At 39.8% G+C, this 18,160-nt stretch carries 10 protein-coding genes and 1 tRNA gene; 5 read left to right on the top strand and 6 right to left on the bottom strand.

Annotation, left to right across the window (positions count from 1 at the left end; genetic code table 11):
- Positions 1-106: 106 nt before the first annotated feature.
- The 6 genes from LY11_RS21780 to LY11_RS21755 form a co-directional block, all read right to left on the bottom strand.
- Positions 107-179: transfer RNA gene (locus LY11_RS21780), tRNA-Lys, on the bottom strand.
- Positions 180-473: 294 nt separating this feature from the next.
- The gene (locus LY11_RS21775; protein ID WP_211321630.1) at positions 474-1,523 is read right to left on the bottom strand and encodes a serine hydrolase domain-containing protein; all 1,050 of its coding nucleotides are present in this window, start codon (positions 1,521-1,523) and stop codon (positions 474-476) included.
- 89 nt (positions 1,524-1,612) lie between these two features.
- A complete protein-coding gene (locus LY11_RS21770; protein WP_211321629.1) occupies positions 1,613-2,068 on the bottom strand; it encodes a PaaI family thioesterase in 456 nt (151 codons plus the stop codon).
- A 72-nt stretch (positions 2,069-2,140) separates the two neighbouring features.
- Positions 2,141-4,531, bottom strand: coding sequence for an ABC transporter permease (locus LY11_RS21765; RefSeq protein WP_111635737.1), 2,391 nt, complete (start codon positions 4,529-4,531; stop codon positions 2,141-2,143).
- A 156-nt stretch (positions 4,532-4,687) separates the two neighbouring features.
- Entirely contained in the window at positions 4,688-6,262 is a 1,575-nt protein-coding gene (locus LY11_RS21760; protein ID WP_146610891.1) for a hypothetical protein, read from the bottom strand.
- A 3-nt stretch (positions 6,263-6,265) separates the two neighbouring features.
- Positions 6,266-7,138, bottom strand: a complete 873-nt coding sequence (locus tag LY11_RS21755; protein ID WP_111635735.1) for an ABC transporter ATP-binding protein — start codon at positions 7,136-7,138, stop codon at positions 6,266-6,268.
- A 429-nt stretch (positions 7,139-7,567) separates the two neighbouring features.
- Here LY11_RS21755 and LY11_RS21750 point away from each other — a divergent pair, with 429 nt between their 5' ends.
- From LY11_RS21750 to LY11_RS21730, 5 genes are all read left to right on the top strand, one after another.
- Positions 7,568-10,687, top strand: a complete 3,120-nt coding sequence (locus LY11_RS21750) for a SusC/RagA family TonB-linked outer membrane protein (RefSeq protein WP_111635734.1) — start codon at positions 7,568-7,570, stop codon at positions 10,685-10,687.
- A gap of 72 nt (positions 10,688-10,759) precedes the next feature.
- Positions 10,760-12,379 (top strand): RagB/SusD family nutrient uptake outer membrane protein, encoded by a 1,620-nt coding sequence (locus LY11_RS21745; RefSeq protein ID WP_211321628.1) that lies wholly within the window; start codon positions 10,760-10,762, stop codon positions 12,377-12,379.
- A gap of 10 nt (positions 12,380-12,389) precedes the next feature.
- Entirely contained in the window at positions 12,390-12,911 is a 522-nt protein-coding gene (locus tag LY11_RS21740) for a hypothetical protein (RefSeq protein ID WP_111635732.1), read from the top strand.
- A 68-nt stretch (positions 12,912-12,979) separates the two neighbouring features.
- Entirely contained in the window at positions 12,980-15,661 is a 2,682-nt protein-coding gene (locus LY11_RS21735) for a glycoside hydrolase family 2 TIM barrel-domain containing protein (RefSeq protein ID WP_245952856.1), read from the top strand.
- A 2-nt stretch (positions 15,662-15,663) separates the two neighbouring features.
- Entirely contained in the window at positions 15,664-18,126 is a 2,463-nt protein-coding gene (locus LY11_RS21730; protein WP_111635744.1) for a glycoside hydrolase family 2 TIM barrel-domain containing protein, read from the top strand.
- Positions 18,127-18,160: the final 34 nt, after the last annotated feature.

Raw genomic sequence — 18,160 nt, 5'->3', positions numbered from 1 at the left:
GAAATTATTTCCTTCCCCCCAAGAATTCCGCTTGATCCGTTGAAAGTAGCAGGATGTAGAAATATTCTTTAACGCAAAAAAACCTCAATTTTCATTGAGGTTTTCGTGATCCCGCTGGGATTCGAACCCAGGACCACTACATTAAAAGTGTAATGCTCTACCAGCTGAGCTACGGAATCATCATTCTTTTCAGAATAATACTGTAAACGTTTCCGTTTTCAGTGATGCAAAAGTATAATTTTAAATTGAATAAATACGTTTTAAGTGATAATAAAGCAGGATATTTTGATTTTTGTTGCTAAAGTGTTGAATCTTAGTTACAATAATTTTCATCATTTTATATCTCTGCCCTATAAAACCGGTCTTATTTATCAATTATCCCATTGATTTGTGCTTTAACGAAGAAAAACAGGCTACTTTATCACTAAAATATCTAACACCACGCTGAATTTTACCATTCAATCAATCCTTAACTATTCTCCTAAATAAGCAGAAATCACACTCAACTGCATCTTGTTCAACTCAACCGTATTCGTATTTGATAATAAGATAAAAGTTAATCCCTTATCAATTAAATGTACCCAATTCGCATTATGGCCATATCCAGCGCCCTGTCTCTCTGCAAAAAGCGTATTAACCTTGCCAAACTTTTTCGGGTATACCCAAAAGCCAATAGCTACAGAGCCCAGGTTTTCATAAGGAGTCAGCATCAGATCAACTGTTTCCTTTTTCAATATCTTATGGTTAAATATTGCCTGGTCAAAAATCAATAAATCCTCCGGTGTCGAATACATGGCCCCCGCAGAAAAATGATTATCTATATAATGATTAGTCGGCATATGAAGCTTTGTGGTATCAGGACCATCATTCGCATAACCCTCGTCTATGCCTGCAATAATATCGTTATGATGCAAATAATCTGTATGCTCCATATGAAGAGGTTTTAGTATCTTTTCTCTCAAAACCTCCTCATACGGTTTCTTGTATATATTTTCAATGATTTTACCTAAGATAATATAATCTCCATTGCTGTAATTAAACTTAGTGCCGGGAATATCGATCAGCTTCCCCGAACAAAACTTCTGAATAAACTCATCCACAGACCAAATATCATTGCTATAAGCCTCCAAAATGTCCCTCATATCTTTAGTATCCCTGCCACTGCTGTAGGTCAGAAGATTCCGGATAGTAGCCTTTTTAGCCGCTTCACCCTGATATGCCGGATAATAAGCAGCTATCGTGGAATCAAGATTGATTTTTCCCTGTTCATACAACTGCATAATTAAAACTGCGGTAAAAGTTTTGGTTACAGAGAATATCTTAAACCTTGTTTTTTCCGAAAACTTAATATCATAATGGCGGTTAGCAATTCCAGTATATCTCAAATATTCAATTTTTCCATGCTTAGCAATCAGTACCGCTCCATTGAAATTCTTTTGAATACAAGAATCAAGCACATGATCTACACGGCGTGAATACGACTCAACTTTACTTAAAGGAGTCTGTGCCTTTGAAAAAATCATTGCAAATAATAAAACACAGCAGGAGAGGAGGCATCGCATAAAGAAAAGATTAAACTTCAATTTACAAACAGATCACCAAATTGACCCTCTTATGCTCCATTTATTTTGTGATCAGTCTTTAACGCATTAGAATAACCCCTGGCCAGAAGCCGGTTTTTTTTAAGATTCCATAACTCAAACTGTACATTGATAATCTGTTGCCCGGCCTTAATAACCAATGTTTTACCAGTAATTATATCCCCGGCTTTTGCGGTAGAGAAATAATCTATCACGTTATTGATCGTCGTATAAAAATGTTCCCTCCCCAAACTAATAATGGTCGCACCAATCATGTCGTCCATGATAGCAGCCGTTACACCACCATGCAATGTACCTATTGGATTGGTCATTTCATCCCTGACAACGTATTCAAAAGTAATACTGCCATGTTCAACCTCGCGTACCACAGGAGCCAGCCATAACATAAATGCCGACGGAGAATTTGTTACTGTTTTTCCTATCTGGTCAATCAGGCCCTGCCTGATTTGATTAGTATCATTTTTCATATAAACCTGCTTTTGAGATTTAAATATACCAATTGGTATTATGATACGTACTCATTATTTTAAAAAATAATATTATTCATATTTCAGCGCATCAATCGTATTGGCGACAGCCGCCCTGTACGAACGGATACTAACTGTAATCAACGTAATCATCATGGAGATAAAGAAAGCCAGTGCAAAAGGCCATATGCCTAATTCTACACGATACGAAAATCCAGCTAACCATTTCGAAACCAGGATATATGCCACGGGCCATGCCACCAGGTTAGCCGTGAAAACCATCAGCAAAAATGAACCATTGAGCATCCTGACCAATTCGATAGTTGATGCCCCCAATACTTTCCTGATTGCAACTTCTTTGGTGCGCTGCGCAGCTACGAAAGAAATTAATCCGAATAGCCCTATGAATGATATAAATATAATAACCCCCGCAAAAACCCGGAATAAAATAGCCATGATTTTCTCACTTTGATAATAACGGTTTACATCATCATTGACAAATTTGGCCTTATAAATTCCATTAGGAAAAGTACTGTTCCATAAAGCCTCTATTTCTTTCATTGCAGGCATCAGCTGGGCCTGATCCATCCTGATGGCAACCATATAGTAAGCATCCCTTTGCGGATAAATGATGAGCGGAGAAATACTCTGCTGAAGTGATCTGTCATTGAAATCCTTAACCACGCCTACAATCGGCATCTTAGCATTATTCTGATCGATTATTTTACCAAGTGCATCTTGCGGATTAATAATGCTCATCTTCTTCAGAAAGGTTTCATTAACCACATAACCATTTACAGTATCACTATTTAAAAATACTTTTCCGGCTATCAATTTCAGATCAAATACTTTAAAATAATCAGCATCTGCTGAAGAACGCCTAAGCTCGAAATCGTCATTTTTCTGTCCATTAAAAGTGAAACTGCTTGTACTCATTTCATTGGAAAGTGGCGGGCGCTGACAATAACTAAAGCTTTGAACACCACCTATCTGCAGCGCTCTTTCTTTAAAGGTATTGTATTTAGTCTGTGCCAGGCTATCCGCAGGAACATTCATGATCGTAATTGCATTGGTCGTAAAACCCAGTGGCTTCTGATGCACATAATTCATCTGCTCCATAATAATCAATGTTCCAATGATTAAAATAATGGTGATTGAAAATTGCACGACAACCAGAATTTTACGCAAGCTCATATTTCCTGAGTTTACAGTTATCTTATTTTTAATTGCTAAAGCCGGGCTAAAACCTGAGACGATTAATGCCGGATAAAAACCAGCAAGCAGACTTACCACTACCGCCATGGCAATCAAGAACACAAAAATTACAGGATGTTCAAAAATGCTGAAGGAGATCTGGGCTTTAAACAAACTTTCCAGCTGCGGGAGTGCTAATTCTGTTAAAATGCAAGCAAAGACCAATGCGATCAAGGTGACGGTAAAAGTTTCAGTTAAAAACTGAACGATCAATTGTTTCCGCTTACTGCCCAGCACCTTGCGTACGCCAACTTCTTTTGAGCGATTAATAGATTGTGCTGTAGTGAGGTTAATAAAATTTATGCAGGCGGTAACAATTAAGAATAAACCAATTGTTCCCAGACCATATAATTCACGCTTAGCAATGGATAAATCTGCAAAATTGCCCTGTTTCTCACTGAAATGAATCTCTTTAAGTCCTTGAAGGGCATTCGTCTGATTACCATCAATTTTTTTATCCTGATAATGTTTTTTGTTAAATAATCTTAAAGGCTCTTTTAAAGCAGCAGCTGCTAAACCATTTTTCAACAACACATAACATTCAGTTTGTGAACTCACAGAATCCCAGCTTCTATTATTCTTTTGAGGGAAATTTTGATAACTGATAATGATTTTTAGCGGCAGACTACTGTTTTTAGGCATATCCTCAAATACACCCATAACCTTCAGGTTCGTTTTATTGCGAAACAAAATGGTTTTTCCCAACGCGTTTTCTGTGGTTCCAAAATACTTTTTTGCAGTCTCTGCTGATAAAGCTACGGTATTCGGCTCGGTGATAGCCTTCTCTGGCTTACCATTTAACCAGCCTAACTCAAAAATCTCAAAGAAATCTGGTTCCGCATAATGAACAACTTCTTCCGTCTTTATTCTGTCTGCTCCATTTTGATCTTTAACCTGGATGATTCCATCGCTCATGGATATGGTTGCAACCTTTTCTACTCCGGCCAGGTCATTTCGCGCTGCAGCAGCTAAGGGTACAGGTACACCCTGCGTATCGTCCTCGAAACTGCTATATTTCCAATGTGTGATGAATCTGTAAATTCTATCCTGATTTTTATAACCCTCATCAAAACTCAATTGATAACGAACAAAAATGAAAATGAGGATACAACTTGCCATTGCAATAGAAAGCCCCAGGATATTGATCAAAGTATAACCCCTGTTTTTCCAAAGGTTTCTCCACGCGATTTTTAAATTTAACTTGAACATATGAATGATGGTTATCTCTCCCTGGATTAGCTAACAGTATGCCAACCGTAAATTACTTAATAATATGCTTTAAACCACTATTCTGCCAATACAAAGCCATTGTACTGTTCATTCCTGAACAGCAGACGACCGGAAACGCACACTAGAAAAATAATCCTAAAGATGCCTTGACTGATAGCTTCTAACCATAAAACTGAGCAGTAAAGCAGCTGCATTTAACCCTGTTAGTATAACTATATAACCTATCCTGTTACCATGAACCATGCTTCCCAGGTAATCAGCAAAAGACAGCTTATTGATTACTGCATAAGTGAGCATAAAGAATATAATCTCATATAACTTTTTACCGCCAGTTATAATTCCGATAGCTACAGCCAATACAATGACTAATACCGCTCCATTTATAAGATTAACAATCGAATATAGGTCTGCTGCAATCGCATACCTTAATAGCAGAGGTAAGGCCATTGCGATTGCCAGAATAACGCCAGATAAAATTTGTGCAGGTAATATTCTGAACAAAGGCCTGTAAGCTGCAAAAGTGAAATAATGCAACCTGTTTGTTTTCTCCTTAGTCGCCAGATCTGACCAGCGTGTTACTTGTAAAAACCATAAAACGGGCAGCAAATAAGCATGTGCAATAGCTAAAGGAGCAAAACACATAGCCAACCATAAACCAATATTAACCAGCCAAAACCATTTGTTCCCTTTTCTAATCAACAAGAGCAATTCAGTTTTTACAAAAGGGAAAATACTATAGTCAGTAACTACTGGAGGCATTAAACTCCTGTTGATTCCTGCAGCTGCCAGATTTGGCCCGTTAGTCTGCCTCACTTCAGCTACAGGTTTCTTGCTAACAGCAGTCTGTTTGAAATCAAACCTGTGAAAAAAGAAAGAGGAAAAATAAACAAGCAGTATACTCACTCCAACCCATAATAAGCGGCTGATCAGGAAAGGCAGCTGCCAGTGGATCCCTTCGTAAATAAAAACTTTAAACGGTTTCTGACCACTGAAGATAAAGCCAAATGAGGGGTTTTGAATATCTGTATGGAATTGAGAACTAATTTCATGAGCAATGCTGCTGGTTATCGTTTTTAATCCAAACGGATCAATTAAAGTCATCAGGTTGTTTGCTCCCCGCGAATTAATAGCAGCCATGGTTATCCCAAACAGCATAAAGTAAATCAGGAACTGCAGCACGTTCTTTTTGCCCAGAAACACTTCCGCTAAAACAGCCAGGGAAGCCACTAAAAACATCGCCGGAACAGCTAATATCAGGTAAGGCACAACGAAATTGGCGAGCACAAAAGCATATCCCGAACCACGCATAAAGAACATAATTATACTCACCACAAAAGTGCAGCATACAATCGTAAGCAGGACCATTAAATTACTTAACATCTTGCTCAGCAGATAACTAAAATCAGAAATTGGCGTGCAGGCAATGATCAGCCCCACCTCGGTATCAATATCTTTTTTAATCCCGCTGTTCACCAGCAGAAAACCATACATAGAAAGCATCACCGTGGTCATGATAGCCGAAACATAACCAGCCCATGCTGAATTATAAGCGCCCTTGAACCCCGGAACGTTTAACGTCGTATAACTTGCTGAATGCAGCGGCACAAATAAATAAGCCATATATACCGTGAAAACCAGCGTGATCAAAAAAGAATAACTGCGCGTGCGTTGTAAATAATCGGCCCGCAGGAGATTGTAGAAATTTTTCACAGGCTAAACATTGCTTTGAGTCAGAAATAAATAAGCATCCTCTAAACCAGCTTTAACAGGAGTGGAGGAAGGGGCAGTAGCATTCAGCTCACTGATATAGCGTACACGTACCTGATCCTGTTGCCTTGAAGTATCAATTACGCTGTATTTACTTTTAAACTCAGGCATTAAAGCAGGCGCTACAAGAACCTCAAAAACTTTGTTCTCTGCATGTTTCATAATATCCTGTTGACTGCCTTTTGTGATTAACCTGCCGCCCTGCATCACAGCCACTTCATCTGCAATAGTCTCAATATCTGATACGATGTGTGAGGAAAGGATGATAATGCAATCATCTGCCAGCTCTGTAATCAGCTGGCGAAACCTTACCCGTTCTTCAGGATCAAGGCCCACAGTCGGCTCATCAAAGATCAGGACCTTAGGATCGTTCAGTAAAGCCTGCGCAATACCAATACGTTGTTTCATCCCGCCAGAATAAGTGCCGATTGGTCTTTTTGCATCGGCCATTAAGTTTACACCTTCCAGCAATACTTCAATACGCTGGTTTAAACCCCGGCCGCCAACACCTTTCATGGCAGCTATATATTTCAGAAATTCGTAAGCATTCAAATTAGGATAAACTCCAAAATCCTGAGGCAGATAACCGAGGATTTTTCGGATGTGGCCTGGATTTCTGACTATATCAATACCATCTAAAAACAAAGTTCCCTGTGTTGGTTTGCTGATCGTTGAAATAATTTTCATCAGCGTAGACTTACCCGCACCATTTGGCCCAAGTAAACCCAGAATTCCATTTTCGAGCGTAATAGAATAGTCTGTAAGCCCCGTTTTATGTTTGTTGTATTTCTTTGTGAGATTTTTAATTTCCAGGACCATGCGTTAATTTATATAAATAAGACATAGGCAGTCACGTTAAGTTACATCCTGAAGGAAAAAAATAAAACGCTGAAATATTGCATGCTGAATCCTCTATAATAGCCTTTCAAAGCGCAGCTCTAATCATTAAGCCTATTAAAATCAAATTATTTCAAACGCTTGAAATGATGAAAAAGCGGCCTTTAAGGCGTTTTTGCTGATTTAGCTTAAACCATTTAGACTGCTGTTGTTTAATTTCAATTCCTAATCAAACTAAAAACCAAATATAATATGACGTATTCTCTAAACCTCTCTCCGGGATGTCAGTATCTCTATGTACCATCCGCTAGTCTTCCAATTCATCAAGCCGTTTCTGTATAAGTAAATCAGTAGTATTTCCAATTCCACAAATTGGGCTAAACAAGCAAACCAACCAAATATTTAAAAATTATGGATAAACTCTACAGCTATTTTCTTTGTATCTCGCTGTGCTGCTGCCTTTCCCTCACTGCGGGCGCACAACAAAAGATAACAGGAACAGTGAAAGACATTCAAGGCTTACCATTGCCCGGTGTGAGTGTAAAAATTAAAAATACCAAAATCGGTTCATTCACCAATACGAATGGCCAGTACAGTATCTCTTCAGCCACCCCCAATGGCGTAATTATTTTCAGTTTTGTAGGCTACCTTCCTAAAGAACTTTCCTTCAACGGGAAATCAGCACTTAATGTAACCTTAGACGAAGATGCGCAAGGACTTAACGAAGTCGTTGTTGTAGGTTATGGTACACAGAAAAAAGTAAATCTTACCGGTTCCGTAGCTCAGATCAGCGGAGACGTATTAACTAACCGCCCAGTTCCAAATGCGATTGCTGCCCTTCAGGGAGTTTCACCAGGAGTGACCATTACCCGGAATAGTGGTAAACCTGGCGCAGAAGCTTACGACCTGCGTATCCGTGGTTTTTCTTCTGCCAATGATACAAAAGCGCTGGTTTTAGTAGATGGAGTAGAAATGGATCTCGCTTTGGTAAATCCGGATGACATTGAAAATATCTCTATCTTAAAAGATGCCGCCGCCGCCTCAATCTATGGCGCAAGAGCAGCAGGCGGAGTAGTTTTAGTGACCACTAAAAAATCTACAAGTGGTAAAACAAGGATCAATTTCAGTAACAATTACAGTTTAAACATTACCGCAAGACAACCAAAACGCTTAAACTCCTGGGATGAACAAGCATTGGTTGATGAAGCCAGGTTTAATGCAACAGGTGCAAGAGAATTTACAGATGAACAAGTAGAATGGCTTAAAAATCCAAACTTCAATTACAGACCGAACTTAACCGCAGACCGCTGGGATTATTACGGAAATACAGACTGGATTAAAGAAGGAATGGATAAAGTGAATGCCTCACAAAACTATGCACTTTCTGTAGGTGGCGGAAAGCAAGAATTAAATTACCTGCTATCAGGATCTTACTTTAAACGTGACGGGGTAATGCGCTATGGACCAGATGATAACTCCAGACAAAACTTACGCCTGTCCGTAAACTCACAAATCAACAAATATGTAAGTGTAGGTCTGATTGCCGGTTATGTGAATTCAACCGTTCATGAAAATTCCTATGATTCAGGTAATATCATTGATTTGTTATACCGTATACGCACAAGACAACCTGTTTTTACGCCAGCAGAAGATGTAACAGGTCAGCAATATAATGGAGATTTGCAATTGAACCCTATTGATATACAGAAGAATGCAGGAGTTAAAACCACTAGTTATGAAAGTTTTACTGGTAAAATCAGTTTAAATATTAAAAACGTGGTTAAAGGGCTGGCATTGGATTTATCAGCTTCCAGAAACCAGGATATGTATAACCTGAGATCGGAGAAAAGAACATTAATCTGGTATGGCAGGAGTACCAATACCATAAGGAATTCTATCAATACGCCAAATCAGCTTGATTTGACAAAGAATAAAGGGTATCAGGACAACATGACTGGTCAGTTTACATACGATCTGCAGCTTGCTGATAAACATAACTTTAAACTGTTGGGTGGTGCTTCATTCGAACAATACCGTAAGGATGAAAACTCAGCAAGTGCAACCAGTATGGTGAGTAATGACTTCTTCAGTCTGAATTTTGGAGATCCTGCAAATAAAACCAATAGTGATAAAATCGAAACCTGGGCAATTGGCTCTCTTTTCGGCAGATTTAACTATAACTACGATGGAAAATATCTCTTCGAAGCCGTAGTGCGCCGTGACGGTAGTTCACGTTTAGCTCCGGATAACCGCTTCCAGATATTCCCTGCATTCTCAGGCGGATGGCGTATCAGTGAAGAACCCTTCTTTAAAGAGAATGTCCGGTTTGTAGACAACCTGAAAATACGCGGATCATGGGGACAACAAGGAAACGGTTCTGTGTTAGGGCTGTATGATTATATTTCTTTAATTACCAGCGGACTAACCATTAATGATCAGCCAAACCTTGTTTTTAATGGTACAAAAGCTCAATACCTGTTTCAAAAAGACTTAGCCTCCAGGAACAAAACATGGGAAACCGTAGAATCAAGTAATATCGGTATTGATGCCAGTTTATTTAAAAACAGGTTAACCATTACCGCTGAATACTATCAAAAGTATAATAAGAATATGTTGGCCACTTTAAACTTGCCGAGCATTATCGGGGTAGGTATCCCAAGTAGTAACGTAGGTGAATTAAAAAGCTGGGGTTCGGAGCTCGAGATCAAATGGAGAGACATTTTTAAAAACGGTGACTACCATATTGGTTTCAGTATTGCTGACAATCAGAACAAGCTGACTAAATATGACGGTAAAAACTCTATCGGTTCAGGAGGCAGAGTTGGCCTGCTGCAAGGATACCCTTTGAACAGTATCTGGGGATTTAAAACTGATGGTTATTTCCAAACCCAGGCAGAAGCCGATGCCTATAAAGCGAAAGTAAAATATCCGTTTTTTGCCAGCCCGGGGCCGGGTGATGTGAAATACAAAGATCTGGACGGCAGCGGGATTATTGATGCAGGCGGAGGTACACCAGAGAAACCAGGTGATTTAGTTTACTTAGGTAACACCAATCCGAGATATACTTTTGGAATTGACTTAGGTGCAACCTGGAAAGGATTTGATTTCTCTGTGTTTTTGCAGGGCGTACTGAAACGTTCCTTCCTGATTGAAGAAAACACACTATCTCCAATACTTGGAACCTCAAACATGCCATGGACTATCCATGAGGACCACTGGACACCAGATAATCCGGATGCCTTTTTCCCGCGCATGTACCAAACCAGTGCACATAATTTTAAACCTTCTGATAAATGGGTGCAGAATGGAAATTATATCCGTCTGAAAACTGTTCAGCTAGGCTATACTTTTAAAGTGAACAGGAAATATATTCAGAACCTTAAAGTGTATTTCGCCGGACAGGATTTGTTCGAAAGAACAAAAGTATTGAGCGTATTTGACCCGGAACTGGGAGGAAATGACAAAAATGTAAATGCGTCAACTTATCCTTTCTACCGTTCAGTATCAGTTGGACTGAATATCACTTTATAAGGAAACTATCATTAAATAAACGTAGCAATGACAAATTATAAAAATTATAACATACTACTAATCCTTGTTCTGATGGTTACGTTACTTAACCTGAGCTGTAAAAAGCTGGACAGATTACCAGAGACTTCCTTCACGGATGATCAGTTCTGGAACACTGAAAATGACTTAATCAATGCCTCAAACAGAATGTATCAGCAACTGATAGGTTATACAGTAGACAATCGCGCAGACGATAACGTAAATCAGTCAGGTTTAAATGTAGTCAGTAACGGTAACCGTGGCGTTGCAGGTACAAGTGATGACTGGGCAGTTCCGTACAAGCAGATTTTTACAGCAAACAATATCCTGGAAAAAGCAGGTAAAGCACAAGTTTCCGATGCGATCAAAAACAGGTATTTTGCAGAAGCCCGTTTTTTCAGAGCCTATGCCTATGCAGCTTTAGTTCAAAAGTACGGAGACGTGCCTTTGCTGCTGAAAACGCTGACTATTGAATCACCGGAACTAACAATGCCACGTACAGAACGTGCAAAAGTTGTACAATCAATTTACGATGACCTGGATTACGCAGCACTTTGGTTACCAACAAGAGCTGCGCTTGCTTCGGCGCAATATGGCCGGGTGACTAAAAGTTCTGCCTGGGCTTTAAAAGCAAGAGTTGCCTTAGACGAAGGAACAAGAGGGAAATTCTTTAACACGCCAAACTATCAGCAAAACCTTCAGCTTGCTGTACAAGCGGCAACCTCAGTAATGGGGCAGGGGCATACTCTTTTCGCCAATTACCAGGGTATGTTTACCCATGATGGAGAAGGCGCTGGAAATACAGAGAATGTTTTTGTAAAACTATATGGTTTAACAGCCTCATTAGGATTAACACACAATACCTCACGTGACCTGGAAAACGGAAGAATTGCACCTACCCGTAACTTAATCCGTATGTTCTTGTATAAAGATGGTCTGCCAGCTTTCAATACAGATAATACGCCATCCACTAAAAAATCTGCCTTTTTTGTGAATGAAAAAGACGAGACAAGCTATAATACTGTGCTGGATAACAGAGATCCAAGGATTACTACTTTAGTTTACAGAAGCGGCGAACAATCTTATCAGAGAGCCTGGGTTCCGGGAACTTCCTTAGGGACAAGATCTGCCTTTGCTGGAAAAAAGGGATTTAATTCGGCAGATTGGACAACAAATAATAACGCAACTGTCCATAAACCACTTATTCGTTATGCGGAAGTCTTATTAATTTATGCAGAAGCAAAATATGAACTGGATGGCGCGATCAGCGACGCTGACTTAAACTTAACGGTGAATGCCTTAAGAACAAGAGCAGGCTTGCCCGTTAAATTAACTAATGCCTTTGTGACGACCAATAACCTGAGCATGCGCGAAGAAATCAGGAGAGAAAGAACTGTGGAACTCTGTTTGGAAGGTTTCCGTTACAACGATTTATTGCGCTGGAAAATTGCAGAAACTGTTCTGCCGCAAGCTTTGCTCGGTGCTAAATACAACGTTACAGAATGGGTAGGGACTACTGCTGCCTCATTAAATCTGAATGCAGATAAAATTTTGGTCGTAGAAGATGCCAGCAAAAGAACCTTCGATCCGAAAAGGGATTACTTATATCCCGTTCCATTGCAGGAAATATCATTGAGTGGAAATAATGTAGTACAGAATCCAGGTTGGAATTAATCTTAAAAACATGAATAGAACAATTATATATTTAACCGCTTTTGCACTTTTAGCAATTGTTTTTACAGCCTGTAAAAAGGATGACGATAATTCAAAGAAAGGTCTTCCGGAATATGAGAATTATTACTACGCCGGGTTTCTGCCCTGGAATAATACAAGTACAGAATCAGTACTCCGCACACAGACTAAACTGGTGAAATTCCCGGTTCAGTTTTATTCCGCCTATGTGCGTGACTATGATGCCGCGGCCCAATATACATTCGTGACTAAAGGAATTACAAATCCTGCCGTTGCAGGGCAGGACTTTACCGTGGTTGATAAAAATGGAAATGCAATTACAGCCGTAAATGCGATATATTCACTTAATTTTCCACAGGCGAAAGCATTAGTTGATACCATTTATATTAAGGTACTGAACAGTACCGTTGCCGGAACCAGGAAAATAGAACTTGACCTGATTAAAAATACGAATGAAAAATATACCGTAGGAACCTTTACACAAGCTTACATACGCTTTTTGGAAATAAAATAAATGTACATCCCGGGTTAGCAACAGACTAATCCGGGATTAATAATGAATTGTAATTTAAACCCTGAATTTTGAAATATACTTGCCGACACTTTATCACACTGCTGATACCCTGCGTTTTATTAGGCGCATCTACAACTTACGCACAAAATAAACCAGCCAGGCTGATCAGTTTAAATGACCAATGGAAGTTCAGTAAAGACCAATCAAGCAGTCAAAGCCCTTCCCCGAACCTAAACTGGCAAACCCTCAGTCTTCCACATACCTGGAATGCAACAGATGTAATGGACGATGAACCCGGTTATTACCGCGGTACAGGCTGGTATAAAAGAAAGCTCAAACTGGATGCTGATGTAAAAAACAAAGAAGTTTTCCTCGCGTTTAATGGTGCAAACCAGGAAACCGAAGTTTATGTGAACGGAAAACTGGCGGGAAGTCATATCGGTGGATATACCAGGTTCGTTGTTCCGGTAAGTAGTTTTCTGAATTATAAGGACGATGAAATAGAAGTCAAAGTAACCAATCGTTTCAATGAAGACATTGCCCCATTAACAGCCGATTTTACCTTTTTCGGAGGTATTTACCGGAATGTTGACCTGCTGGTCACAGCGCCGGTTCATTTTGCTAAAAATGACCATGGTAATACCTCTGGCGTTTATCTGACCACACCGGATGTTTCCAAAGAAACGGCCAGTTTAAAAGCGAAAAGCCTGATTGAGAATGCTTCGGCAGAAGCGGTTAAAGTTCAGGTACATACAGCTTTAACAAATGCTGATGGGGTTGTGGTTGCGACTAATATAGCTACATTAACCATACCTGCACATCAAAAAAGTACTTATGTACAAGACTTTAAAAACATCAAAAATCCTCAGCTCTGGTCTGCGGAAAACCCCTATTTATACCGGGTAATTACTCAGCTCATTGATCTGAAAACCAAAACTGTTTTAGACCAGGTATCTAATCCATTAGGTTTTCGCTGGTTTAAATTTGATGCTGAAAAAGGATTTTTCCTTAACGGAGAACCTGTTAAATTAATAGGTGCAAGCCGTCATCAGGACTATAAAGGTATGGGAAATGCTGTTCCTGATGCTCTGCAAATAAGAGACGTAGAATTGCTGAAAAAAATGGGTGGGAACTTTTTAAGAGTTTCCCATTATCCTCAGGACCCGCAGATACTGGAAGCCTGTGACCGTTTAGGTATTCTGGCCTCTGTAGAAATTCCTGTTGTCAATACCATTACAGAGTCGGTGGCTTTCACTGAAAACTGTAAAAACATGCAGGTAGAAATGATTCGCCAGAACTTTAACCATCCAAGTGTGGTGATCTGGGCTTATATGAATGAGATTTTATTGCGTCCTAAATTTGCAGATGATAAACCCAGGCAAGCAGCTTATTTTAAACATATCGTTACCCTTGCGCAAACACTGGATAGCTTAACCAGAAAAGAAGATCCTTCAAGATATACAATGATAGCCAATCATGGTTCCTTTGATGCCTATCATAAAATAGGGTTAACTCAAATCCCAATGATAGTGGGATGGAACCTTTACTCTGGCTGGTATTCAGGTAATATTGAAGACTTTGGTAAATTCCTGGACCGTCACCATCAGGAATTGGCCGGCAAACCCATGCTGGTTACGGAATACGGAGCAGATGCAGATCCGCGTATCCGTTCCTTTATACCTGTCAGATTTGATAAAAGTGTTGAATACGCTATCAAATTTAACCAGGTTTATTTAAATGATATTATCAAAAGACCTTTTGTAAGTGGTGCCATGGTTTGGAACTTAGCCGATTTTAATTCTGAAACCCGCGAAGAAACCATGCCTCATATTAACAATAAAGGACTGCTGACTTTAGGCCGTGAACCCAAAGATATTTATTTACTTTATCAGGCCTATCTGCTGAAAAATCCATTCCTTAAAATAGCTTCAGGGACGTGGAAAATCAGAACAGGGACTGCTGACTCTTCTAAATCATATGCTGCCCAGCCCATTCAGGTGACTACAAATCTGAAAACTGCTGAGTTATTTATCAATGGACAAAGTTTAGGCGTTAAAGATGCTGTGGATCACGTTTGTTCTTGGGAAGTTCCGTTTGTGAATGGCTCCAATCAGCTGAAAGTGACCTCAGGAGCCCACAGTGATGAACTTGACGTTGATTTTACCCTGCAGCCTTTTAAATTCTCAGATCAGCATGTTCCATTTAAAGAAATGAATGTTTTATTGGGCGCAAAACGCTTTTATATCGATGAAACCACACATCAAATCTGGATGCCAGATCAGCCCTATAAAAAAGGCAGCTGGGGATATATAGGTGGGGAAGCCTTTAAAGGGACCAACAACAGAATGTCTTACGGAAGTGATAAGAATATTCTGGAAACTGATAGCGACCCCGTTTATCAAACACAGCAGGTTGGAATTGAACAATTCAAATTAGACGTGCCTGATGGTGAATATGAGCTTTCTCTGTACTTCGCTGAACTAATTGGTGGCGTAACTAAAGAGGCTTTAGCTTATAACTTAGATAATAACCATCAAAAAGAAGTAGTCAAACAACGCATATTTAAAGTAAGTGTTAACGGAGAAACCTTTCTGGAAAACCTGAACCTCGCAGCAGATTATGGCTATACTACAGCGGTAAAGAAAAGGACCAGGATTACCGTACAAGGTGGAAAAGGAATCACTTTAGACTTTAAGACCATAGAAGGTGTACCCGTATTAAATGCTTTAGGGCTTAGAAAAATATATTAATGATGATCAGATATTTTTGTGTGTTAGTTATTCTTGGAGCTCTGCTTGGACTTCGTCCGGCAGAGGCACAGGAATCAAAACGTTTAAATCAGAATTGGGAATTTGTAAAACAAGACTTAGGTGGAATCTGGGAGGCCGTTCGCCCGGTGGGTAAAGGAAACCCGGAGAGTGTACCACTTTGGCAATCAGTCACCTTACCTCATTGTGTCAACGCTACCGATGCCGTTGATCCTGATGTGAATTATTACCAGGGGCCATCGTGGTACCGTACTACTATTGATGTCAATAATCCTTATCAAAAAGGACGTACGTTACTACATTTTGAAGGCGCGGGGCAGAAAACAGAAGTTTATGTTTATACGACAAAAGTCGGCTCACATGTAGGTGGCTATGATGAATGGATGGTTGACGTTACGGATGCCATTGAAGCTTTCAAAAAAACGGAAGTTTACCGAAAACAATTCAAAGGTAAAATCCCGGTTTCCGTTCGTACCGATAATTCAAGAGATCTGGAAATGATACCCTCAGATCTTTCCGATTTTAATGTTTATGGAGGGATTTATCGCTATTTGAATCTGGTTTATACTCCGGCTCTTTCAGCTGATAAACTCTTTGCTAAAGCTGAAGTTGATGCAGCCGGAAAATCTGGTAAACTCACGGTGAGCACCAGGTTCTATAACCCAATAGGCATCAGTGCAGCAAATGTTGTACTGAAATTGGTTGATCCCGCAGGTAAGGTTGTCGCCAAAACAGAAAAGCAATTAAATAGCTTATCAAATGATACTGGGTTATGGGAACTCCAGGTGAAAAAACCTGTATTGTGGTCAACAGATCGGCCCTTATTGTATACCCTGCAATATGAAATCCATTCCTCCGCTGGTATAGCTAAAGGAATAGAAAAAGTCGGCTTCAGAAACTTTGAGTTTGTTGAAAAAGGACCTTTCCTGCTGAACGGAAAACGTTTATTACTTAGAGGAACGCATCGCCATGAAGATCACGCAGGAGTAGCAGCTGCAATGACAGAAAATACGATTCGGGAAGAAATGGTCATGATGAAAGATATGGGCATTAATTTCATCCGTCTGGCACATTATCAGCAATCCCGCATTGTTTTAAATCTATGTGATAGCCTTGGAATTATGGTGTGGGAAGAAATTCCCTGGTGCCGTGGAGGTTTAGGAGGGGATGTTTACAAAGAACAGGCCCGCCGGATGCTCACCAACATGATCGAACAACATTATAACCACGCTTCAGTTATTCTCTGGGGAATGGGAAATGAAAATGACTGGCCAGGTGACTTTCCTGAATTTGACAAGCAAAAAATCAGGGTTTTCATGAAAGAACTAAATGATCTTTCTCATCAATTGGATAATTCCCGTTTAACAGCCATCAGGCGATGCGATTTCTGCAGCGATATTGTAGATGTTTATTCACCTTCCATCTGGGCAGGCTGGTACCGTGGTAACTATACCGATTACAAAGCCGTTTCTGAAGAAGAATTTAAAAAAGTAAAGCGCTTTATCCACGTAGAATGGGGTGGGGACAGCCATGCCATGCGTCATTCTGAGAACCCTGATAAAGCATTAAGTAAAATAAAAACCGGACTTGGCGCTGACGAACGGGCAGGAGACGCTTCCTTATTTGGTGGTGCGGCCCGGATTTCAAAGGACGGAGATTGGAGTGAATCTTACCTGGTTAACCTGGTAGACTGGCATTTGAAAGAGCAGGAAACCATGCCTTGGTTAAGTGGTACTGCGTATTGGCCCTTTAAAGATTTTTCTACGCCAGTAAGACCAGATAATCCGGTGCCTTACATGAACCAGAAAGGTGTTGTAGAAAGAGATTTGACTAAAAAAGAAGCTTTTTATGTTTTTCAGTCTTATTGGACGAAGCAGCCGATGGTGCATATTTACGGGCATACCTGGCCAGTAAGATGGGGAGAACCGGGCGAAGAAAAAATGGTCAAAGTCTATTCCAACTGTACAGAAGCTGAGCTATTTTTGAATGGTAAAAGCTTTGGCGTTAAGAAAAGAGATAGTCAGGATTTTCCTGCTGCCGGCTTGCGCTGGAATCTTCCATTTGTGAAAGGAGAAAATGTGGTAACTGTGATTGCTAAAAAAGGGAAAGCAACAGTGAAAGATGAGATTAAGTTCTATTATCAAACTGAAAAATGGACTAAACCAGTAAAACTGACCCTGACTAAAATTGACCAGCAAGATGATATAGCAACCGTAGAAGTGAAGTTATATGACGATAAAGATGTACAATGCCTGGATGCTGTCAACTGGATTAACTTTTCTTTAGCAGGAGAAGGTAAACTTATAGACGATTTAGGAACCTCATCAGGATCAAGAAAAGTACAAGCTTATAACGGACGTGCAATTATCAAAGTGAAATTAAATAAAGGAAAAAGTGTCGTTGCTGTCCAGTCAGATGGTTTACCAGCTGCTTTTACGAATCTTTAAGAAGCCTGAACAAATGAAATTAAACCCACTAATT

The sequence above is a fragment of the Pedobacter cryoconitis genome (assembly GCF_003259615.1).
Lineage (GTDB): Bacteria > Bacteroidota > Bacteroidia > Sphingobacteriales > Sphingobacteriaceae > Pedobacter > Pedobacter cryoconitis.
Note: the sequence above shows the minus strand (reverse complement) of the source record. Positions and strands in the feature narration are given on the sequence as shown.

Excerpts from the sequence above, each read along its gene's own strand:
- LY11_RS21745 (WP_211321628.1), top strand. The coding sequence starts at position 10,760 with ATGGTTACGTTACTTAACCTGAGCTGTAAAAAGCTGGACAGATTACCA.
- LY11_RS21730 (WP_111635744.1), top strand. The coding sequence starts at position 15,664 with ATGATCAGATATTTTTGTGTGTTAGTTATTCTTGGAGCTCTGCTTGGA.
- LY11_RS21755 (WP_111635735.1), bottom strand. The coding sequence starts at position 7,138 with ATGGTCCTGGAAATTAAAAATCTCACAAAGAAATACAACAAACATAAA.
- LY11_RS21750 (WP_111635734.1), top strand. The coding sequence starts at position 7,568 with ATGGATAAACTCTACAGCTATTTTCTTTGTATCTCGCTGTGCTGCTGC.
- LY11_RS21740 (WP_111635732.1), top strand. The coding sequence starts at position 12,390 with ATGAATAGAACAATTATATATTTAACCGCTTTTGCACTTTTAGCAATT.
- LY11_RS21775 (WP_211321630.1), bottom strand. The coding sequence starts at position 1,523 with ATGATTTTTTCAAAGGCACAGACTCCTTTAAGTAAAGTTGAGTCGTAT.
- LY11_RS21765 (WP_111635737.1), bottom strand. The coding sequence starts at position 4,531 with ATGTTCAAGTTAAATTTAAAAATCGCGTGGAGAAACCTTTGGAAAAAC.
- LY11_RS21770 (WP_211321629.1), bottom strand. The coding sequence starts at position 2,068 with ATGAAAAATGATACTAATCAAATCAGGCAGGGCCTGATTGACCAGATA.